Source organism: Hoeflea ulvae (assembly GCF_026619435.1).
Classification (GTDB): Bacteria; Pseudomonadota; Alphaproteobacteria; order Rhizobiales; family Rhizobiaceae; genus Hoeflea; species Hoeflea ulvae.
The window spans coordinates 3,159,899-3,180,108 of the sequence record NZ_JAOVZQ010000001.1; the positions used below are offsets into that span (position 1 = coordinate 3,159,899).

A 20,210-nucleotide genomic window follows, 5' to 3' on the forward strand; every position below is an offset into this window, starting at 1 on the left:
TTACTCATATCGCGCTCCGTTATTCATATCGCAGGGCCTGTACCGGATCGAGCTTGGAAGCGCGCCAGGACGGGATCAGGGTGGCAATGAAGGACAGGACCAGCGCCACCACCAGAACGATGATGGTTTCGCCCGAATCCATGTCGGCGGGCAACTGGCTGAGGAAATACAGTTCCGGATTGAACAGCGTCGTGCCGGACAGCCAGGAGAAAAACTGGCGGATGCGCTCGACATTGAGACACACGACCACGCCAAGCAGGAACCCCGCAATGGTGCCGGTGACGCCGATCGCAGCACCGGTCATGAAGAATATCCGCATCACCGATCCAGAGGTCGCGCCCATGGTGCGCAGGATGGCGATGTCGCGGCCCTTGTCCTTGACCAGCATGATCAGTCCGGACACGATGTTGAGTGCCGCCACCAGAATGATCAGCGTCAGGATCATGAACATCACATTGCGCTCGACCTGCAGCGCCGAGAAGAAGGTCTGGTTGCGTTGCCGCCAGTCGGTGATGAAGATCTGCCGCTCGGCCGCCGCCTCGATCAGCGGTCGCATGGTGTCGATCTCGTCGGGCTCGTCGACAAAGACCTCGATGGATTGCACCAGCCCCTCGGAATTGAAATAGAGCTGCGCCTCCTCGAGCGGCATGTAGATGATCGAGGAATCATATTCGGACATGCCGACCTCGAAGATGGCCGAGACCACGTAGCTTTTCACCCTCGGCGTCATGCCGAAGGGCGTCACGTCCCCTTCGGGTGCGACCAGGGTGATGCGGTCGCCCGCGCCCAGTCCGAGCGACTGCGCCATGCGCGAGCCGATCGCCACACCGTCGCCGGCCACGAAACCGAGCAGATCGCCGGAGCGGATATTGTCGGAAACGATTTTCATCGACTGGAAATCTTCGGCGCGAATGCCGCGCACCAGGGCTCCGGTGCCTGCCCCGCCGACGCCTGACGCAAGCGTCTGGCCTTCGACCAGCGGGATCGCCATCGTCACGCCCTTGACCGCCTTGAGCCGTTCGGCGAGCGATTCGTAATCCTCCAGCGGCCGGTCGATCGGCTGCACGATCATGTGGCCATTGATGCCCAGGATGCGGGTGATCAGTTCGCCGCGAAACCCGTTCATCACCGCCATGACGATGATCAGCGTCGCGACGCCGAGCATGATTCCGACGAATGAAAAGCCAGCAATCACCGAAATGAAGGCTTCCTTGCGGCGCGAGCGCAAATAGCGCCACGCCACCATGCGCTCGAACGCAGAAAACGGCTTCGCCGACGGCGATGGCGTAATCGGCAGGTTGTCGACGTCCGTATCGGTCATGCGCAAAATCCCTTTGGGCGGACTATCTGCTAGCGGGCTTGCGCGAGGCGGTTGATGGCCTCGTCGAGCGACAGGGTTTCGCGTTCACCGGTGGCGCGCACCTTGATCTCGACATTGCCCTCGGCCACCGAGCGCGGACCGGCAATCACCTGCAGCGGCAGGCCGATCAGGTCGGCCCCGGCGAATTTGGCGCCGGCGCGTTCATCGGTGTCATCGTAAAGCACTTCGAGCCCGGCATTTTCAAGTGCTGACTCGATCTTTTCGCAGGCTGCATCGCAACCCGCGTCACCCGGCTTCATGTTGATCAGCCCGACATCGAAGGGCGCCACGCCCTTGGGCCAGATGATGCCGTTTTCATCATGCGAGGCCTCGATGATGGCGCCCAGCAAGCGCGAAGGGCCAATGCCGTAGGAGCCCATCGAAACTGCATGCTGCTTGCCATCGGGCCCTTGAACAACAGCGTTCATCGGCTCGGAATATTTGGTGCCGAAATGGAAGATGTGGCCGACCTCGATGCCGCGGGCGGACACGCGGCTGTCTTCGCCAAGCCCGTCCCAGGCCTCGCGCGCCCAGTCTTCCTTGTCCATGATCTCGTCGGTGGCGGCAAAGGTGTTGTCCACTTGTCGACCACGGCGGCAACGGCCGCGGCATCGTCGTAATTCATGTCCGCGCCCGGCACCTCGAAGGCTTCGAAATCGCGGTGGCAGAACACCTGGGATTCGCCGGTTTCGGCCAGAACGATGAATTCATGGCTGAGGCTGCCGCCGATCGGGCCGGTGTCAGCGCGCATCGGGATCGACTTGAGACCACAGCGCTCAAAAGTGCGCAGATAGGACACGAACATCCGGTTGTAGGCTGCCTGCGACGCTTCGTAATCGAGGTCGAAGGAATAGGCGTCCTTCATCAGGAATTCGCGGCCGCGCATGACGCCGAAACGGGGCCGGCGCTCGTCGCGGAACTTCCACTGGATATGATAGAGGTTGAGCGGCAGGTCCTTGTACGACTTGACGTAGGACCGGAAGATGTCGGTGACCATCTCCTCATTGGTCGGCCCGTACAGCATCTCGCGGTCATTACGGTCATTGATGCGCAGCATCTCCTGGCCGTAATCGTCGTAGCGCCCGCTCTCCTTCCACAGATCGGCAGGCTGAACGGTCGGCATCAGAATCTCGATGGCGCCAGCCCGGTTCTGCTCTTCACGGACGATGTTGCAGACCTTGTCGAGCACGCGCTTGCCCAGCGGCAGCCACGAATAGATCCCGGCGGATTGCTGCTTGATCATGCCGGCACGCGCCATCAGGCGGTGGGAGACGATTTCCGCATCCTTGGGGTTTTCCTTCAGTATGGGCAAAAAATATCTGGACAGACGCATGGGATAATCCGGTTCGACAACAAGCCTTGGTGGCTGAATCAGGCAAATTGAGGGTTGACGTGCAAAGCGTTCTTATCCGCTTCGCCCTGCAAAGAAAACCCGTGGAAGCAGGTGTTGCGGGCCGGATCGGGCGGGCGAGCGCTTTTGTGCGGGCGGGCCTGCCTAAAAATGATATAAAACAGGTGACAAGCGCATTCGATTGCGGTAAATAAAGCTCACTAAAGAGGCATTTCCCACTGGGAAACGCCCATTTCGCGGTCAAAGTCTTGGGAGGATTGGATCTCAGGCGCGCTTTGTTCGCTGCCCCCGGGTAACCGGGAAATAGATCACGCGATACTTTTACAACAAGGCTTTACGCCTTGTTTTTTTTGACTGTTGTCTGGCCGGTTGCTGGGCATCCGCTCGCCTGTATCGGGCGTTGCCTTCAGGCCATTGACGCGGCGCAACAATTGGCGCCGGCGCGAAAGCGGCGCCCGTCAACCGGAGTTGCGCGCGCCCTTGTTCAGTTCCCGCTCGGCGCGGACGTCCTTGTCCATCTTTTCCAGGCTTTCGACGACGCTGTCGTCCGGCTCCTGCTTGACGTCCGGAACGGCCTGGCGCTGGTTGCGCACATTGGACTGATCATTGCCCTGCAGGGAATTGTCACCCATCTTGTCCTGGGCCAGATCGGCTTCGGTGAGGCGTTTCGACGTGTTCTGGGAATCGGCCATTGCAAGTCTCCATGGATCAATTGCGGTTCGTTTCTCCAACGGAGACCGAACGGCAAAGTTCCATGATCTTTGGTGTGGCAGTCAGGCCCGGGTCAAACGGCTGGCATCCGCCCGCCCTGTCACAGATGGCCTCAGTTGCCTGAAGGCATGAAATCCGGCGACAGCGAGATCAGGTCGTCAAGCGTGTAGCCGCCGACCACTGTGATCAGGAGATAGGCGCCGAACACCACTCCGGAAATAAGCGTGGTGCGCCAGAAGATCGGGCCGAAGCGGAAATTCGCCGGCGCGCTGTGTGTGGTGCCGAGCGTCACATCGCCCTCGTCGGCCTGGCTGCGCGACGAGAACGGCAATACCGTAAACAGCACCACCCACCAGATGATGAAATAGATCGCAAAACCGGTTCCGAAACCCATGATGATCTTCCTTGTGGCGCCAGTGAAGTCTTGCGGCTCGCCAAAACGCTGCGGTGTCAGTCTCAGGCCTGCTCGAGTTCAATCAGCGTGCCGTTGAAATCCTTCGGATGCAGAAACAGCACCGGCTTGTCGTGCGCGCCCAGCCTGGGTTCGCCATCACCGAGCACGCGTGCCCCTTCCTGGCGAAGACGGTCACGCGCGGCCAGGATGTCATCGACCTCGTAGCAGACATGATGCATGCCGCCCGACGGGTTCTTGGCCAGAAACGCCGTGATCGGCGAATCTTTTCCCAGCGGTTCCAGCAATTCGATCTTGGTGTTGGGCAGAACGATGAACACCACGGTCACCCCATGCTCGGGCAGGACCTGAGGCTCCGTCACCTCGGCCCCGAGCATGGTGCGGTACTGGGCGCTTGCCGCGGCAAGGTCCGGCACCGCAATGGCGACATGGTTCAGACGTCCAAGCATTCCTGCTGCCTCACACCTTGTTGACGAAGACGGTCACGATCGGCTTCTTGCCCCATACCTCGTTTGCCGCGGCGCGAACAGAGCGGCGAATTGCCTCGCGCACACCGTCGGTGTCCTTGCGGCGGCCGCGCGGAATGCTTTCGACCGCACCCAGCACCGCGTCATAGAGAATGTCTTCCATCTCGTCGCCCTCGCCGTCGACGGCAGGCAGGCCGATGGCGACGACCACCGGATCACGCTGGAATTCCAGGCGATGATCAAGCAGCACATTAACCGCGACATGACCGGTGAACGACAGTTTGCGCCGTTCGGAAATGCCCACCTCGTCGAAATCGCCGATGAGGTGACCATCCTTGTAGATCCGGCCGTGATGCGCTTGGCCGATGACTTCCGGCGCACCGGGCGCCAGCCGCAGAATGTCGCCATTGCGCACCCGCGGGGTGATCTCGATGCCCGAGGCCTGCGCCAGGGCTGCCTGCGCCGTCAGATGCGCGGCCTCGCCATGCACCGGGACCAGGATCTTCGGCTTGACCCATTCATACATCTGCACCAGTTCGGTGCGGCGCGGATGGCCCGAAACATGAACCAAGGCATCGGCGTCGGTGACGATCTTGACGCCCTGCTCGATCAGGCCGTTCTTGATGTCGATGATGCCCTTTTCATTGCCGGGAATGGCGCGCGAGGAAAACACCACGGTGTCGCCCGACGTCAGCGCCACATTGCGCATTTCATCGCGCGACAGCTTGGCCAGCGCCGCACGCGGCTCGCCACTGGCTGCCGGTGAGGATGACAACCACCTTGTCGCGCGGAATGTAGCCATATTCGTCTTCGGCGAGGAATTCCGGAATTCCGTCCATCATGCCGAGTTCGGTGGCGACATTGACCACCCGCTTGATCGAACTGCCCAGCAGCAGCACTTCGCGGCCGGCGTCACGCGCGGCTTCGGCGATCGAGCGGATACGTCCGACATTGGAAGAGAATGTGGTGATCGCCACCCGGCCTTCGGCCCGTTCGATGACTTCGCGCAAACCGGCGCTGATTTCCTTTTCCGAGGGCGACACCCCTTCGCGCATGGCGTTGGTGGAATCGCACATCATGGCGAGGATGCCCTCCTCGCCCAGCTGCCGGAACCGGTTTTCATCAGTCAGCGGTCCCAGCGAAGGCGTCAGATCGATCTTCCAGTCACCGGTATGGATCAGATTGCCCAGCGGGGTGCGGATCGCCAGCGAGAACGGCTCGGGAATCGAATGGTTGACCGCAACCGGTTCGACTTCGAAGGGTCCGACGGTAAAGCGCTCGCCGGCCTTGAACTGGTGAATCGGCACTTCGGCGCGGGTGCGCTCATAGGCGCGCTTGGCTTCCAGCATTCCGGCGGTGAAGGCGGATGCATAGACCGGGACATTGTCGAGCCGCGGCCAGAGCTGCGCCAGGGCACCGTAGTGATCCTCATGCGCATGGGTGATGATGATCGCCTTGAGCTGCTTGCCCAGGCTCTTGACGAACTTGATGTCCGGCAGCACCAGATCGACACCGGGAAGTTCCGGTCCCGGAAAGGTCACGCCGCAATCAACCATGATCCATTCACGCAGTTTCGGCGAGCCGTAGCCGTAGAGCGCGAGGTTCATGCCTATTTCGCCAACGCCACCGAGTGGTACGAATACGAGATCCTGGTCTTTTGTCATCAATTATCCTGTCTGGTCACATCATGATCAGGAGAAAAACACGTCGCCGGAGGCGATCATCTGCTTTTGTCCGTCCGGCAGAGCAAGCATCAACCTGCCCTCGCCGTCTATTCCGTCAAACACACCCTGAAGTTGGCGGTCTGGCAAATTTACTGTCACCGGCTTTCCGATGCCGTTGGCGCGCTCAAGCCACGCATCGCGGATCCGCGAAAGTCCGCGTCCCTGATCCCATACAGCAAGCGCTTCACTCATGGAAACCACCAGTTGCGCAAACAGGGTCTGCGGCGTCGCCGAACTGCCCTGCTCTGCCAGGCATGTGGCCGGGTAGAGGCCCGTCTCGGGCCGGTGCGCGACATTGATACCACAGCCGATCACGACTGCCCTGCGGCCATCCGCAAGCTGCTCGGCCTCGATCAGGATGCCGGCCGTCTTGCAGCCATCGACCAGCACGTCATTGGGCCACTTGATCCGCAAGGCCCCCGCCTTGCCCGGCAGGACCTTTGCAACGGCCTGGTGCACGGCGAGCGTCACCGCCAGCGGCAGGCTCGGCATCTGCGCCCAGGGCGCCGGATCGATCAGCAGCAGCGACGAATACAGATTGCCTGGCTCGGAAACCCAGACCCGGCCCCTGCGGCCACGGCCGCCGGTCTGGCGCACCGCCGTGATCCAGAGACCGCCCGCCTCGCCGGCCCTGGCGCGCTCCATGCATTCCACATTGGTGGAAGCAACGTCGCCCAGTTCAACATGGCGGAAGTCCAGTGCCTTCATACGGCCCGCCGCCGCATTCTAGAAGAACGTCTTCGCGGCAACGTCTGCGGCAAGACCCAGCGGGTTGGAAACCAGCACATAAAACAGCACGAACAGTCCCGAAACACCGAACACCAGCTTGAGCTCGCCCGCCACCGGCACGAAATTGCCGGAAGGCTGATCAAACCACATGATCTTGATGATCCGCAGATAGTAATAGGCGCCGACCACCGATGCCAGCACGCCGATGATGGCCAGGCCATAGAGCTTGGCCTCGATCGCCGCGACAAAGACGAAATACTTGCCGAAGAAGCCTGCCAGCGGCGGAATGCCGGCCAGCGAGAACATCAGGATAGTCAGCATCAGCGCCATGAACGGATTGGTCGAGGACAGGCCGGCCAGATCGTCGATCTGCTCGACATTGCCGTCTTCCTTGCGGCGCATGGCCAGGATGCAGGCAAATGTGCCCAGCGTCATCACCATGTAGATCAGCATGTAGAGGATCACGCCCCGCACGCCGGCCTGGCTGCCGGCGGCAAGCCCGACCAGCGCAAAGCCCATATGGGCGATGGAGGAATAGGCCATCAGCCGCTTGATGTTCTTCTGGCCGATCGCGGCAAAGGCGCCGAGCACCATCGAGGCGATCGAAATGAACACCACGATCTGCTGCCAGTCGATGGTCACCGGCTCGAAGGCGACGATGACGATGCGCACGAAAAGCGCCATGGCGGCAATCTTGGGAGCCGCGGAGAAGAACGCGGTGACCGGTGTCGGCGCGCCCTCATAAACATCCGGCGTCCACATGTGGAACGGAACGGCCGAGATCTTGAAGGCAATGCCGGCCAGCAGGAACACCAGGCCGAACACCAGGCCGAGCGAGCGCTCGCTGTCGGCAATCGCCGCGGCGATCTCGTCGAAGCCGGTATGGCCGGTATAGCCGTAGACCAGCGACGCGCCATAAAGCAGCATCCCGGAGGACAGCGCGCCGAGCACGAAATATTTGAGGCCAGCCTCGGTCGAGCGGGTGCTGTCGCGGTTGATGGCGGCAACCACATAGAGCGCCAGCGACTGCAGCTCGAGGCCCATATAGAGCGCCATCAGGTCATTGGCGGAAATCATCAGCAGCATGCCGAGGGTCGCCAGCACGATCAGCACCGGGAACTCGAACTTGTCGATGCGTTCGGACTTGGCATGACCCACGGTCATCACCATGGCGGTGATCGAGCCGATCAGCGCCAGCACCTTCATGAAGCGCGCAAAGGGATCGGACAGGAAGGCGCCGTTGAAGGCTTCGCCATTGCCGGTCACCAGCACCAGCACCAGTCCGGCCATGATCAACAGCGCCACGGCCAGTCCGTTGACCAGCGTGACCGACTTTTCGCCGGAAAACACGCCGACCATCAGGAGCAGCATGGCGCCGACGGCCAGCATGAGTTCGGGAACGGCAAGCTGTAGGCTGGAAGTGAGTATCTCTGGCGTCATGGTCCCGCAGTCTCCGTAGCTCAGTTAACCGACAGCGCGAGATCGCGCGCTGCCTGCAGCGAAGCCGAGTAGTTGTTGATCAGCGCGTCAACCGAAGCTGCCGTCACATCAAAGATTGGCGCCGGATAGACACCAAAGAGAATTGTCAGCGCCACAAGCGGATACAGGATCACTTTCTCGCGGCCCGACAGATCGAGCATGGCCTTCAGGCTTTCCTTTTCCAGGGCGCCGAAGACGACCCGGCGATACAGCCACAATGCATAGGCCGCCGACAGGATCACGCCGGTGGTGGCAAACAGTGCCACCCAGGTATTGACCTGGAACACGCCGATCAGCGTCAGGAATTCGCCGACGAAACCGGAGGTGCCGGGCAGACCGACATTGGCCATGGTGAACAGCATGAACACCACCGCAAATTTCGGCATGTTCTTGACCAGACCGCCATAGGCGGCGATCTCGCGGGTGTGCATCCGGTCATAGATCACGCCGACACAGAGGAACAGCGCGCTGGAGATCAGACCATGGCTGAGCATCTGGAAGATCGCGCCCTGCACGCCCTGCTGGTTGGCGGCGAAGATACCCATGGTCACGAAGCCCATATGAGCGACCGACGAATAGGCAATCAGCTTCTTCATGTCTTCCTGCATCAGCGCCACCAGCGAGGTGTAGACGATGGCAACAACCGACAGGGTGAAGATGAAGGGTGCGAAATCGGCGGAAGCCAGCGGGAACATCGGCAGCGAGAAGCGCAGGAAGCCGTAGCCGCCGAGCTTGAGCAGCACGCCGGCCAGGATCACCGAGCCGGCGGTCGGGGCCTCGACATGGGCATCCGGCAACCAGGTATGCACCGGCCACATCGGCATCTTCACCGCAAAGGAAGCAAAGAACGCCAGCCACAGCCAAGTCTGCATTTCCGCCGGGAAATCATAGGCCAGCAGAGCGCGAATGTCGGTCGTGCCGGCATCCCAGTACATCGCCATGATCGCCAGCAGCATCAGCACCGAGCCGGCCAGCGTGTAGAGGAAGAACTTGAAGCTGGCATAAACACGGCGCTTGCCGCCCCACACGCCGATGATGATGAACATCGGAATCAGGCCCGCCTCGAAGAAGACGTAGAACAGCACGATGTCGAGCGCGCAGAACACGCCGATCATCATCGTCTCGAGCACCAGGAAGGCGATCATGTATTCCCGCACGCGGGATTCGACCGATTTCCAGCTTGCCAGGATGCACAGCGGCATCAGGAAGGTGGTGAGGATGACGAACAGCATCGAAATGCCGTCGACGCCCATGGCATAGGAGAACATCGAGCCGGGTAGATCGATGGCTTCCACCATCTGGAAGCCAGGGTCGCTGACATCGAAACTCGCCCAGATCAAGAGCGACATCACGAAGGTCGCGGTGGTTCCGAGCAATGCGACCTGACGGATATTGCGCCGTCCGATCTCGGTGTCATCCTTGATCGGCAGCAGAAACAACACACAGATCAGCGGTATGAAGGTGACAACTGACAAAAGTGGCCAATCGGTCATCAGAATGCACTCCCGAGCATCATCCATGTGACAAGCGCTGCAATTCCGATCAGCATCACGAAGGCGTAGTGGTAAAGATATCCGGTCTGCAGCCGGACAACCCAGCCGGTAATATCCTGCGCGCGGGCGACAACACCATTGGGGCCATAGCCGTCAATGATGCGGACATCGCCCTGCTTCCACAGGAAGGTGCTGAGCCATTTTGCAGGCCGGACAAAGATGAAGTCGTAAAGCTCGTCGAAATACCATTTGTTGAGCAGGAACTGGTAGAGGACGCGATGATCCTCGGCCAGCCGCTTGGGCGTTTCAGGCGAACGAATGTAGAAGTACCAGGCGGTCACAAGCCCCAGCAGCATGGCCACGAACGGGCTCAGCTTGACCCACAGCGGCACATGGTGGAATTCCTCAAGGATCTCGTTGCCGGCGCCGGTAAACAGCGCCCCCTTCCAGAACTCGGCATATTCATGACCGAAGAAGAACTCCTTGAACACCACGCCGGCGAACAGCGCACCGGCAGCCAGGATGAACAGCGGAACCAGCATCACCATCGGTGATTCATGGGCGTGATGCATCACATCGGCAGACGCCCGCGGCTTGCCGTGGAAGGTCATGAAGATCAGCCGCCAGGAATAGAAGCTGGTAAACAGCGCCGCGATCACCAGCAGGCCGAAGGCGATGCCGGCGGCGGACCCATGCGCGGCATAGGCCGATTCAATGATGATGTCCTTGGAGAAGAACCCGGCGGTGCCGATCAGCGTGCCGGGAATGCCGACGCCGGTGAGCGCGATGGTGCCGATGATCATCATCCAGTAGGTCGTCGGGATCTTCTTGCGCAGGCCGCCCATGCGCCGCATGTCCTGCTCGTCGGAGACGGCATGGATCACCGAACCGGCGCCAAGGAACAACAGCGCCTTGAAGAAGGCATGGGTGAAAAGGTGGAAGATGGCGCCGCCATAGGCGCCGATGCCGAGCGCCACGAACATGTAGCCAAGCTGCGAACAGGTCGAATAGGCGATCACCCGCTTGATGTCGTTCTGCACCAGGCCGACGGTGGCTGCGAAGAAGGCCGTGATCGCTCCGATCCAGGTGACGAAGGTCAAGGCATCGGGCGACAATTCAAAGATCGGCGACATGCGCGCTACCAGGAACACACCGGCGGTGACCATGGTCGCGGCATGGATCAGCGCCGACACGGGTGTCGGGCCTTCCATCGCGTCGGGCAACCAGGTGTGCAGCAGGAACTGTGCCGACTTGCCCATGGCGCCCATGAACAGGAGCAAGCAGATGCCGGTCAGCGCATGCGCCTTGTCGAGCTGCATGCCGAACAGCGTGATCACCGCGTCGCCCGCTTCGGCGCCTTCGGCCGGCAGGTAGTCGGCGGCACTGGCAAAGATCGTGTCGAAGGAGGCCGAGCCGAACAGAACGAACAGGCCGAAGATGCCGAGCAGGAAGCCGAAGTCGCCGACCCGGTTGACGATGAAGGCCTTCATTGCCGCGGCATTGGCGGACGGCTTCTTGTACCAGAAACCGATCAGCAGATAGGAGGCCACGCCGACGCCTTCCCAGCCGAAGAACATCTGCAGCAGATTGTCCGAGGTCACCAGCATCAGCATGGCGAAGGTGAAGAACGACAGATAGGCGAAGAAGCGCGGCCGGTGCGGGTCATTGTGCATGTAGCCGATCGAATAGACATGGACCAGGCAAGACACGGTATTGACCACCACCAGCATGACTGCCGTCAGCGTGTCGATGCGCAGCGACCACTCGACGCTCATAGCGCCCGAATCGATCCAGCGCATGATCGGGATACGGACCATTTCGCCATGGCCCATGGCGATGGTGAAGAACGCCACCCATGACAGCAGCGCCGCAACGATCAGGAACGATGTCGTGACATATTCCGACGCCTTGGCGCCGATGGCACGGCCGCCGAAGCCGGCAATGAGGGCGCCCAGAAGAGGAAGAAAGACGATAGCTTGGTACATGGCTCTCTCAGCCCTTCATCATGTTGACGTCTTCCACGGCAATGGAGCCGCGGTTTCGGTAGAAGACGACGAGAATGGCCAGACCGATCGCCGCTTCCGCTGCGGCCACCGTCAGGATCAACAGCGCGAATACCTGACCGACGATGTCATTGAGATGCATCGAAAACGCCACCATGTTCAGATTGACGGCCAGCAGAATGAGCTCGATCGACATCAGGATGACGATCACATTCTTCCGGTTCAGGAAAATCCCGAAAATGCCGAGCGTGAACAGGATCGCGCTGACAGTCAGGTAATGGGAGAGTCCGATTTCCATTCGCTTGTTCCTTCACGTCGCCGCGTTCAAATGCCCTGGCCGGGTTTGACCTTGACCACTTCCATAGCGGTTTCGGGTGTCCGGGCGACCTGCTGGTTGATGTCTTGCCGTTTGATGTGTTCACGATGCCTGAGCGTCAGCACGATGGCGCCGATCATGGCCACCAGAAGCACCAGTCCGGCGATCTGGAAGTAGAAGATGAAATCGGTGTAGAGCACGTCGCCGAGCGCTTCGGTGTTGGTGCGCTCGCTCAGCGGCGGTATCGGATTGGCGCCGCTGCCCGCGGCCGCCGGATTGAAGGCGTTGCCGGCCAGGACCACGATCAGTTCGGCGGCGAGAATGATCCCGACAAGCGCGCCCATCGGCGCGTATTCGAGCGCGCCGGACTTCATTTCGGCGAAATCGACATCCAGCATCATCACCACGAACAGGAACAGCACCGCTACCGCGCCGACATAGACCACCAGCAGGATCATCGCCAGGAATTCGGCGCCGGTGAGCAGGAACAGTCCGGCGGCGTTGAAGAAGGTGAGAATCAGGAACAAAACCGAATGCACGGGATTGCGGGCCGCGATCACCATGAAGGCGGATGCCACTGCCACGAAGGCAAACAAATAGAAAAACAGAGCCTGCAGACCCATGATCGGCGCCTTTTCGTCTTTCTCACGGGTAACAGGAACCGTCTGTCCCTGGCCCGAATAAGGGCGGGATTGGCTGATGCCGTCCCCTGCCCCGCGTAGGTTTCAAAACAGCGCGCCCAACCGGTGCGCCGCTTCGGTGTCTTATCTGTAGGGCGAATCGATCGCGATGTTGCGAGCGAGTTCCCGTTCCCAGCGGTCGCCATTGGCGAGCAGCCGGTCCTTGTCGTAATAGAGTTCTTCGCGCGTTTCGGTCGCGAATTCGAAATTCGGTCCTTCGACGATGGCATCGACCGGACAGGCTTCCTGGCAGAAGCCGCAATAGATGCACTTCACCATGTCGATGTCGTAGCGCACCGTGCGGCGGGTGCCGTCATTGCGCCGCGGACCGGCCTCGATGGTGATCGCCTGTGCCGGGCAGATCGCCTCGCACAATTTGCAGGCGATGCAGCGTTCTTCGCCGTTGGGATAGCGCCGGAGCGCGTGCTCGCCGCGGAAGCGCGGGCTGACCGGTCCCTTTTCATTGGGATAGTTCAACGTCGCCTTGGGCGCGAAGAAATAGCGCATCGACAGGAAGAACGCGCCAACGAACTCCTTCAGGAACAGCGATTTTGCGGCTTGAGCTAACATGGTCAGACTCCGCTCTTGCGTGGCTGGTTCAGCCCGGTGTTGGAAACGGTGGTGCGGATCATGGGGCTGTTCCCGTCAATTTGAGAACGAAGGCCACGATCACCAGCATGCCCAGCGACAGCGGCAGGAAGACCTTCCAGCCCAGGCGCATCAACTGGTCATAGCGGTAGCGCGGCACGAACGCCTTCACCATGGCGAACATGAAGAACACCATGCAGGCCTTGAGCACGAACCAGATGATGCCGGGCACCCAGTTGAGGAACCACACATCCACCGGCGGCAGCCATCCACCCAGGAACAGGATCGTTGTCAGCGCGCACATCAGCACGATGGCCGCATATTCGCCCAGCATGAACATCATGTATGGCGTCGAGCCGTATTCGACCATGAAGCCGGCCACGAGTTCGGATTCGGCCTCGGGCAGATCGAATGGCGGACGGTTGGTTTCGGCAAGTGCCGAGATGAAGAAGATGATGAACAGCGGGAACAGCACGAACCAGTGCCAGTCAAACAGCGAATTGGGCAGGCCCATGCGGGTGCCGATGCCGTTGGACTGCGCCATGACGATGTCGGTCAGATTGAGCGAGCCGACGCAAAGCAGCACCGAGACAATGACAAAGCCGATCGAGACCTCGTAGGACACCATCTGTGCCGCAGACCGGAGCGCGCCCAAAAACGGGTATTTCGAGTTCGAGGCCCAGCCGCCCATGATGATGCCGTAGACTTCGAGCGACGAGATCGCGAAGACAAACAGGATGCCGACATTGATGTCGGCGATCACCCAGCCTGCGCTGACCGGAATCACCGCCCAGGTCGCAAGCGCCAGCGTCACCGCGACCAGCGGCGCCAGCAGGAACACGCCCTTGTTGGCGCCCGACGGAATCACCGGCTCCTTGAAGACGAATTTCAGAAGGTCGGCAAAGGACTGGAACAGCCCCCAGGGACCGACCACATTGGGGCCGCGGCGCAGCTGCACGGCAGCCCAGATCTTGCGGTCGGCATACAGGATATAGGCGACAAAGATCAGCAGCGAGACCAGCAGCAGCAGCGACTGCCCCAGCATGATGGCTGCAGGCCACAGGTAAGTTGAGATGAAACCGTCCATGATGTGTCCCGCCCCTATTCCGCCGCCACTGCCTTGGCGGTCTTCGCCAAGGCCGAGCATTCAGCCATCACCGCCGAAGCGCGTGCGATCGGGTTGGTCAAATAGAAGTCTTTGACCGTCGAAGCAAACGCCGATTTGTTCATCTTGCCCGGTTTCTTCGCAATTGCGGCAATTGCGCCACCATCGCCGGTGGATATCGCATCGATTTCAGCGAAGTGCGGGTATTCGGCATAGAGCGCGGCACGCAGCGCCAGCAGCGAATCATAGGGCAGCTTCTTGCCCAGCACATCCGAAAGCGCCCTGAGCACCGCCCAGTCCTCGCGTGCTTCGCCAGGAGCGAAGGCAGCGCGGTTGGTCATCTGCACCCGGCCCTCTGTGTTGACATAGGTGCCCGACTTCTCGGTATAGGCAGCCGCCGGCAGGATCACGTCGGCATGATGGGCGCCATTGTCGCCATGGGTGCCGATATAGACGGTGAAGCCCGCGGTCTTCCGGGTGAAATCGAGCTCGTCGGCGCCAAGCAGGAACAGCACGTCGGTGCCGGTCAGCATCTGTGCTGCATTGAGGCCGCCCTCGCCCGGCACCAGGCCGAGATCAAGACCGCCGACGCGCGCGGCTGCCGTGTGCAGCACCGCGAATCCGTTCCAGTCCTCGGTCACAGCGCCAATCGCATCGGCAAGCCTTGCGGCATTGGCCAGGACACCGGCGCCGTCGCTGCGGGTGAGCGCACCCTGGCCGATGATGATCATCGGCTTCTTGGCGTTCTTCAGCGTGTCGGCAAAGGAGTTCGAGCCGTCGACCAGTCCGGCCAGCGTTTCAGGTCCGGCGCCGAGATATTCATGGCCGAAGCGCAGATCCGCCGCCTCGCCGATCAGCCCGATCGGCAATTCGCCCATCCGCCAGCGCTTGCGCAGCCGGGCGTTGAGGATCGCGGCTTCGCGGCGCGGATTGGAGCCGATGATCAGCACCGCATCGCAGTCCTCGATGCCCTCGATGGTCGGGTTGAAGATGTAGCTGGCGCGTCCCAGTGACGGGTCGAGCGCGGCACCGTCCTGACGGCAATCGATATTGGTGGAACCGAGCGAGGCGACAAGCGTCTTGAGCGCGTACATCTCCTCCACCGTTGCCAGGTCGCCGGCAATCGCGCCGATGCGTTCGGGCGCGGCGGCGGACACGGCCATGCCGATGGCGGCAAAGGCTTCGCCCCAGGATGCCACTTCCAGCTTGCCGTTGCGCCGCACATAGGGGCGGTCGAGCCGCTGGGTGCGCAGACCGTCCCAGATGAAGCGGGTCTTGTCGGAAATCCATTCCTCGTTGATCTGCTCGTTGACGCGCGGCATCACCCGCATCACTTCGCGGCCGCGGGTATCCACCCGGATCGCCGAACCGACCGCATCCATCACGTCGATGGATTCGGTCTTGTTGAGCTCCCACGGACGCGCCTGAAACGCGTAGGGCCGCGAGGTCAGCGCCCCGACCGGGCACAGATCGATGACATTGCCCTGCAGCTCGGAGCTCATGGCATGTTCGAGATAGGTGGTGATCTCGGCATCCTCGCCGCGGCCGATCAGGCCCAGCTCGGAAATGCCTGCCACTTCCGTGGTGAAGCGAACGCAGCGCGTGCAGTGAATGCAGCGGTTCATGATCGTCTTGACCAGCGGTCCGATATATTTGTCCTCGACCGCACGCTTGTTTTCGGCGTAGCGGGAATTGTCCATGCCGAAGGCCATGGCCTGGTCCTGCAGGTCGCATTCGCCGCCCTGGTCGCAGATCGGGCAATCCAGCGGATGGTTGATGAGCAAAAACTCCATCACCCCTTCGCGCGCCTTCTTGACCATCGGCGTGTTGGTGAAGACTTCCGGGGTCTCGCCATTGGGGCCGGGCCGCAGGTCGCGCACGCCCATGGCGCAGGATGCGGTCGGCTTGGGCGGTCCGCCCTTCACCTCGATCAGGCACATGCGGCAATTGCCGGCAATCGACAGCCTTTCGTGAAAACAGAACCGCGGCACCTCTGCACCGGCCTCCTCGCACGCCTGCAACAGCGTGTAGTGGTCCGGCACTTGGATCTCGTTTCCATCAACCTTGATCTTGGCCATGCAAGCAGTCCTACCTTTGCGAACGGTCCATAAGACCGCGTATCATCCCTGAAAGGGACCTGATTGTGTCTGGCCGGGCGGCAGTCAAACCGCCCGGCCCAAATCTGCTACCCGGCGGTTGCGCCGCCCTTTGCCAGCCTACTGGCCTGAGAAATCCAGTCGTCGCGGCCGATCCGGCCCTTGAACTGAAGATAATCCTCGACCCAGGCCACCTCTTCCGGCTGCCATTCGGCAATCTGCGCGTAGGTCCAGACCCCCAGGCCATTGAGCACCTGTTCGAGCTTCGGCCCGACCCCGGAAATCACTTTCAGATCGTCCGGCGTTTCGGGCTTCGCCATCTCGACAGGCCGGCGAAAATCCTCGGGCGCCAGGCCGGTTGCCGGATCCGCCTGCGCGGCCTTGGCAACCGCAGAAGGCTCCTGCGCCATGGCAACGGCGACATCCGCGTCCGACTTGAGCTTCTCGACAACCACCGCTGCCGCATCCTTGGCGGCGGCGGGCGCCTTGGCCTCGGCCTGTGCAGCTTCGACCTTGGAAGCCTCGGCCTTCGCCGCCTTCGCCTTGGCAGTCGCCGGCTTTGTCTTGGCCGGCTTTGCCGCAGTCGTCTTGGCCGGTGCCGTCTTGGCCTTGACCGGCTGAACGGCCTCTGCCGCTGGAGCGGGTTTTTCGGCCTGCTTCAGCTCGACCACATCGGCGGACCTGGCTTTCGCCGCAGGCTTGGAAGCGACAATCGCTTCTGCCTCGTCCTCTTCCGGCGCCAGATCTTCCGCCAATCCGGGGATCATCCAGCTCATATCCGGATGCGCGCCCATCAGCGCGCTCTGGGTCTGCATGGCGCCCTGGACGGCGCCCAACATCAGCCCGGTCATCTGACCGGCAATGCCGAAACCCACGGCCGTGGCAGCCGCCGCGGCACCCAACGGATAGACCATCAGCGGCGAAACCGTAAGGTCTGCCGTCTTGGTCCAATCAGCCATCGGATTTATCGGTTTCATCATCTCGCTCATGTTCATCTCGGTGGGAAAAGAAAACATCGACATCAGTTTCTCCTAAGTCGTCTGTTGGCTCTGATCCCCTGTGACGTTTCCTATCATGCCGGGTCCGGTTGTGCGGACCTCTTATTCAGCCGCTTCCAGCCGCACATTGCGGCTCTGGACGGCGTTTCGTGTGTACTGATCGATCCGCGCTTCCATCTCGGGACGGAAATGCCGGATCAAACCCTGGATCGGCCAGGCGGCCGCATCGCCAAGCGCGCAGATGGTGTGGCCTTCGATCTGCTTGGTGACATCAAACAGCATGTCGATCTCGCGCTTCTGCGCATTGCCTTTGACCATACGCTCCATCACCCGCATCATCCAGCCGGTGCCTTCGCGGCACGGCGTGCACTGGCCGCAGCTCTCGTGCTTGTAGAAGGCCGACAGCCGCCAGATGGCTTTGACCACATCGGTCGACTTGTCCATGACGATCACCGCCGCGGTGCCAAGACCCGACTTGAGATCGCGCAGGCTGTCGAAATCCATCGGCGTGTCGATGATATCGGCGCCCGGCACCATCGGCACCGAGGACCCGCCCGGGATCACCGCCAGCAGATTGTCCCAGCCGCCGCGAATGCCGCCGCAATGGGTCTCGATCAGCTCGCGGAACGGAACCGACATCGCCTCTTCCACCGTGCAGGGCGTGTTGACGTGACCGGACACGCAAAACAGCTTGGTGCCGGTGTTGTTGGGGCGGCCGATGCCGGCGAACCAGGCGCCGCCACGGCGCAGGATGGTCGGGGCGACTGCAACCGATTCAACATTGTTGACGGTCGTCGGGCAGCCATAGAGGCCGACATTGGCCGGGAATGGCGGCTTCAGACGCGGCTGGCCTTTCTTGCCTTCAAGGCTTTCGAGCAGTGCAGTTTCCTCACCGCAGATATAGGCCCCGGCGCCATGGTGCAGATAGATGTCCATGTCGTAGCCGAGCTTGGAATTCTTGCCCAGCAGACCGGCATCATAGCACTCATCGATCGCGGTCTGCAGCGCTTCGCGTTCGCGCATATATTCGCCGCGCACATAGATATAGGTGGCGAAGGCGCCCATGGCGAAACCGGCGATCACGCAGCCTTCGATCAGCGTATGCGGATCATGGCGCATGATGTCGCGGTCCTTGCAGGTGCCCGGCTCGGACTCATCTGCATTGATGACGAGATAATGCGGACGGCCGTCGCTTTCCTTGGGCATGAACGACCATTTCAGCCCTGTCGGGAACCCGGCTCCGCCGCGTCCGCGCAGGCCTGATGCCTTCATCTCGGAGATGATCCAGTCGCGCCCCTTTTCCAGGAACCCCTTGGTGCCATCCCAATGGCCACGCGCCATCGCACCCTTCAGCGACTTGTCGTAAACGCCATAGATATTGGTGAAAATCCGGTCTTTGTCAGCTAGCATCATTCACCTCTATCGCGGCTTCTTGCCGAAGACTTTGAAGTACTCGGCCTCGCCGCCCTTGGCCAGCGCCTTGGCCTGGTTGAGCCAGTCATCCCGATCGATCCGGCCCTTGAACCGGAGATAGCCGTCGGCCCAGTCGCACTCCGCCTGTGTCCAGGCGGCGATCTGCTCGAACGTGTAGATTCCCAGCGAATTGAGAATGCCCTCGATCTTCGGACCGACGCCGGAGATCAGCTTGAGATCATCCGGATTGGCCGGCTTGTCGATCCCTGCGGGACGGTTCTCGTCGTCAAGCGACGGCTTGGCCGCGGCGGATTTGGTGCCGCCCTCAGCCCTGCCCGCAACGTCCGGTTTGGCATCGCCCTCGGTCGCAGGCTTGGTCTCGTCGCCGGCCTTGGCCGCAGCCGACGATGTCCGCGCTTCCTTGAGTTCGGGCGCATCGGTTGCGCTTTCCGCCGACTTGGCGTCCGCTCTCACATTGGCCTTGGCCTCTTCCGGCGATTTGGTCGCAGGCTCCGTTGCTGGCGACTTCGGACGTCCGGCCTTGGTTGCTTCGGGCGATCCCGCTCCGGCCACCGAATCCGATGACGCGTCCATCCTGGCGGGCTTGATTTCCTCGGTCAGGCTCGTCAGCCCGCTTTCGGGCGCCGAATAGATCCGGTCGATCTGCGGCCCTGGCCGGATTTCCTCAGGCCGTCCTGCACCGAACCGGTCAATGATATAGGCCAGACGCTCCGGCGAAAGATCCTCGTAGGAATCCTTGAAGATCATCACCATCGGCGCGTTGACACAGGCGCCCTGGCACTCGACCTCTTCCCACGACAGCGTTCCCGCCTCGTTGAGATGGAACGGCTCCGGGTGGATCTTCGCGCGGCAGACATCCATCAGCGCTTCCGAGCCGCGCAGCATGCATGGCGTGGTGCCGCAGACCTGGATATGGCCACGGGTGCCGACCGGCTTGAGCTGGAACTGGGTGTAGAAGGTCGCCACTTCCAGCGCGCGGATATAGGGCATGCCGAGCATGTCGGCGACCTTTTCGATCGCGCCCTTGGTGACCCAACCGTCCTGCTCCTGAGCCAGCATCAGCAACGGGATCACCGCCGATTGCTCGCGGCCCTTGGGATATTTCTTGATCCAAACCTGCGCCTGTGCGGCAAATTCGCTGTTGAAGGCGAAGCCTGCGGGCTGGACACTATCTTCGGCAAGTCGACGAACGGACATGGTGAACTCTTTGTCTTTCTTCCGGCCTAGTTGACGTCGCCGCAGCGCGGCGCGGTCAGTGTAACGT

Annotated in this window: 16 protein-coding genes and 2 pseudogenes; all 18 read right to left on the minus strand. The window is 61.3% G+C overall.

Features of this window, described 5'->3' with window-relative positions:
- Positions 1–19: 19 nt before the first annotated feature.
- The 18 genes and pseudogenes from OEG82_RS14960 to OEG82_RS15045 all read right to left on the minus strand — a co-directional run bounded on the left by OEG82_RS14960 (position 20) and on the right by OEG82_RS15045 (position 20,143).
- On the minus strand, positions 20–1,321 hold the full coding sequence (locus tag OEG82_RS14960) for a lipoprotein-releasing ABC transporter permease subunit (protein ID WP_267613196.1): 1,302 nt from the start codon (positions 1,319–1,321) through the stop codon (positions 20–22).
- 29 nt (positions 1,322–1,350) lie between these two features.
- Positions 1,351–2,693, minus strand: a pseudogene (gene proS, locus OEG82_RS14965) (proline--tRNA ligase).
- A 476-nt stretch (positions 2,694–3,169) separates the two neighbouring features.
- The gene (locus OEG82_RS14970) at positions 3,170–3,403 is read right to left on the minus strand and encodes a hypothetical protein (RefSeq protein WP_267613197.1); all 234 of its coding nucleotides are present in this window, start codon (positions 3,401–3,403) and stop codon (positions 3,170–3,172) included.
- Positions 3,404–3,534: 131 nt separating this feature from the next.
- Complete coding sequence (locus OEG82_RS14975) at positions 3,535–3,816, minus strand: DUF1467 family protein (protein ID WP_267613198.1); 282 nt, start codon at positions 3,814–3,816, stop codon at positions 3,535–3,537.
- Positions 3,817–3,878: 62 nt separating this feature from the next.
- Positions 3,879–4,283, minus strand: coding sequence for a methylmalonyl-CoA epimerase (gene mce, locus OEG82_RS14980; RefSeq protein WP_267613199.1), 405 nt, complete (start codon positions 4,281–4,283; stop codon positions 3,879–3,881).
- Positions 4,284–4,293: 10 nt separating this feature from the next.
- Positions 4,294–5,965, minus strand: a pseudogene (locus OEG82_RS14985) (ribonuclease J).
- 27 nt (positions 5,966–5,992) lie between these two features.
- Positions 5,993–6,733 carry a biotin--[acetyl-CoA-carboxylase] ligase gene (locus tag OEG82_RS14990; RefSeq protein WP_267613200.1) on the minus strand — a complete coding sequence of 247 codons (741 nt, stop codon included), beginning with the start codon at positions 6,731–6,733 and terminating at the stop codon, positions 5,993–5,995.
- Positions 6,734–6,751: 18 nt separating this feature from the next.
- Complete coding sequence (gene nuoN, locus OEG82_RS14995) at positions 6,752–8,194, minus strand: NADH-quinone oxidoreductase subunit NuoN (protein WP_267613201.1); 1,443 nt, start codon at positions 8,192–8,194, stop codon at positions 6,752–6,754.
- 20 nt (positions 8,195–8,214) lie between these two features.
- On the minus strand, positions 8,215–9,726 hold the full coding sequence (locus OEG82_RS15000) for an NADH-quinone oxidoreductase subunit M (protein ID WP_267613202.1): 1,512 nt from the start codon (positions 9,724–9,726) through the stop codon (positions 8,215–8,217).
- A complete protein-coding gene (nuoL, locus tag OEG82_RS15005) occupies positions 9,726–11,711 on the minus strand; it encodes an NADH-quinone oxidoreductase subunit L (RefSeq protein WP_267613203.1) in 1,986 nt (661 codons plus the stop codon). The genes OEG82_RS15000 and nuoL overlap by 1 nt, the downstream gene beginning before the upstream one ends.
- A gap of 7 nt (positions 11,712–11,718) precedes the next feature.
- Positions 11,719–12,027, minus strand: a complete 309-nt coding sequence (nuoK, locus tag OEG82_RS15010; protein ID WP_047029814.1) for an NADH-quinone oxidoreductase subunit NuoK — start codon at positions 12,025–12,027, stop codon at positions 11,719–11,721.
- 26 nt (positions 12,028–12,053) lie between these two features.
- Positions 12,054–12,668 (minus strand): NADH-quinone oxidoreductase subunit J, encoded by a 615-nt coding sequence (locus OEG82_RS15015; RefSeq protein ID WP_267613204.1) that lies wholly within the window; start codon positions 12,666–12,668, stop codon positions 12,054–12,056.
- A 141-nt stretch (positions 12,669–12,809) separates the two neighbouring features.
- Entirely contained in the window at positions 12,810–13,295 is a 486-nt protein-coding gene (gene nuoI, locus OEG82_RS15020; protein ID WP_197078416.1) for an NADH-quinone oxidoreductase subunit NuoI, read from the minus strand.
- A gap of 58 nt (positions 13,296–13,353) precedes the next feature.
- On the minus strand, positions 13,354–14,400 hold the full coding sequence (nuoH, locus tag OEG82_RS15025; RefSeq protein ID WP_267613205.1) for an NADH-quinone oxidoreductase subunit NuoH: 1,047 nt from the start codon (positions 14,398–14,400) through the stop codon (positions 13,354–13,356).
- Positions 14,401–14,414: 14 nt separating this feature from the next.
- Positions 14,415–16,496, minus strand: coding sequence for an NADH-quinone oxidoreductase subunit NuoG (nuoG, locus tag OEG82_RS15030; protein WP_267613206.1), 2,082 nt, complete (start codon positions 16,494–16,496; stop codon positions 14,415–14,417).
- A gap of 107 nt (positions 16,497–16,603) precedes the next feature.
- Positions 16,604–17,536, minus strand: coding sequence for an NADH-quinone oxidoreductase subunit E (locus OEG82_RS15035; protein ID WP_267613207.1), 933 nt, complete (start codon positions 17,534–17,536; stop codon positions 16,604–16,606).
- A 78-nt stretch (positions 17,537–17,614) separates the two neighbouring features.
- Positions 17,615–18,922 carry an NADH-quinone oxidoreductase subunit NuoF gene (gene nuoF, locus OEG82_RS15040; protein ID WP_267613208.1) on the minus strand — a complete coding sequence of 436 codons (1,308 nt, stop codon included), beginning with the start codon at positions 18,920–18,922 and terminating at the stop codon, positions 17,615–17,617.
- Positions 18,923–18,931: 9 nt separating this feature from the next.
- A complete protein-coding gene (locus tag OEG82_RS15045) occupies positions 18,932–20,143 on the minus strand; it encodes an NADH-quinone oxidoreductase subunit E (protein ID WP_267613209.1) in 1,212 nt (403 codons plus the stop codon).
- Positions 20,144–20,210: the final 67 nt, after the last annotated feature.

What these genes read in the sequence shown, in the direction of transcription:
- OEG82_RS14960 (WP_267613196.1), bottom strand. Translation starts at nt 1,321, where the DNA reads ATGACCGATACGGACGTCGACAACCTGCCGATTACGCCATCGCCGTCG.
- OEG82_RS14970 (WP_267613197.1), bottom strand. Translation starts at nt 3,403, where the DNA reads ATGGCCGATTCCCAGAACACGTCGAAACGCCTCACCGAAGCCGATCTG.
- OEG82_RS14975 (WP_267613198.1), bottom strand. Translation starts at nt 3,816, where the DNA reads ATGGGTTTCGGAACCGGTTTTGCGATCTATTTCATCATCTGGTGGGTG.
- mce (WP_267613199.1), bottom strand. Translation starts at nt 4,283, where the DNA reads ATGCTTGGACGTCTGAACCATGTCGCCATTGCGGTGCCGGACCTTGCC.
- OEG82_RS14990 (WP_267613200.1), bottom strand. Translation starts at nt 6,733, where the DNA reads ATGAAGGCACTGGACTTCCGCCATGTTGAACTGGGCGACGTTGCTTCC.
- nuoN (WP_267613201.1), bottom strand. Translation starts at nt 8,194, where the DNA reads ATGACGCCAGAGATACTCACTTCCAGCCTACAGCTTGCCGTTCCCGAA.
- OEG82_RS15000 (WP_267613202.1), bottom strand. Translation starts at nt 9,726, where the DNA reads ATGACCGATTGGCCACTTTTGTCAGTTGTCACCTTCATACCGCTGATC.
- nuoL (WP_267613203.1), bottom strand. Translation starts at nt 11,711, where the DNA reads ATGTACCAAGCTATCGTCTTTCTTCCTCTTCTGGGCGCCCTCATTGCC.
- nuoK (WP_047029814.1), bottom strand. Translation starts at nt 12,027, where the DNA reads ATGGAAATCGGACTCTCCCATTACCTGACTGTCAGCGCGATCCTGTTC.
- OEG82_RS15015 (WP_267613204.1), bottom strand. Translation starts at nt 12,668, where the DNA reads ATGGGTCTGCAGGCTCTGTTTTTCTATTTGTTTGCCTTCGTGGCAGTG.
- nuoI (WP_197078416.1), bottom strand. Translation starts at nt 13,295, where the DNA reads ATGTTAGCTCAAGCCGCAAAATCGCTGTTCCTGAAGGAGTTCGTTGGC.
- nuoH (WP_267613205.1), bottom strand. Translation starts at nt 14,400, where the DNA reads ATGGACGGTTTCATCTCAACTTACCTGTGGCCTGCAGCCATCATGCTG.
- nuoG (WP_267613206.1), bottom strand. Translation starts at nt 16,496, where the DNA reads ATGGCCAAGATCAAGGTTGATGGAAACGAGATCCAAGTGCCGGACCAC.
- OEG82_RS15035 (WP_267613207.1), bottom strand. Translation starts at nt 17,536, where the DNA reads ATGTCGATGTTTTCTTTTCCCACCGAGATGAACATGAGCGAGATGATG.
- nuoF (WP_267613208.1), bottom strand. Translation starts at nt 18,922, where the DNA reads ATGCTAGCTGACAAAGACCGGATTTTCACCAATATCTATGGCGTTTAC.
- OEG82_RS15045 (WP_267613209.1), bottom strand. Translation starts at nt 20,143, where the DNA reads ATGTCCGTTCGTCGACTTGCCGAAGATAGTGTCCAGCCCGCAGGCTTC.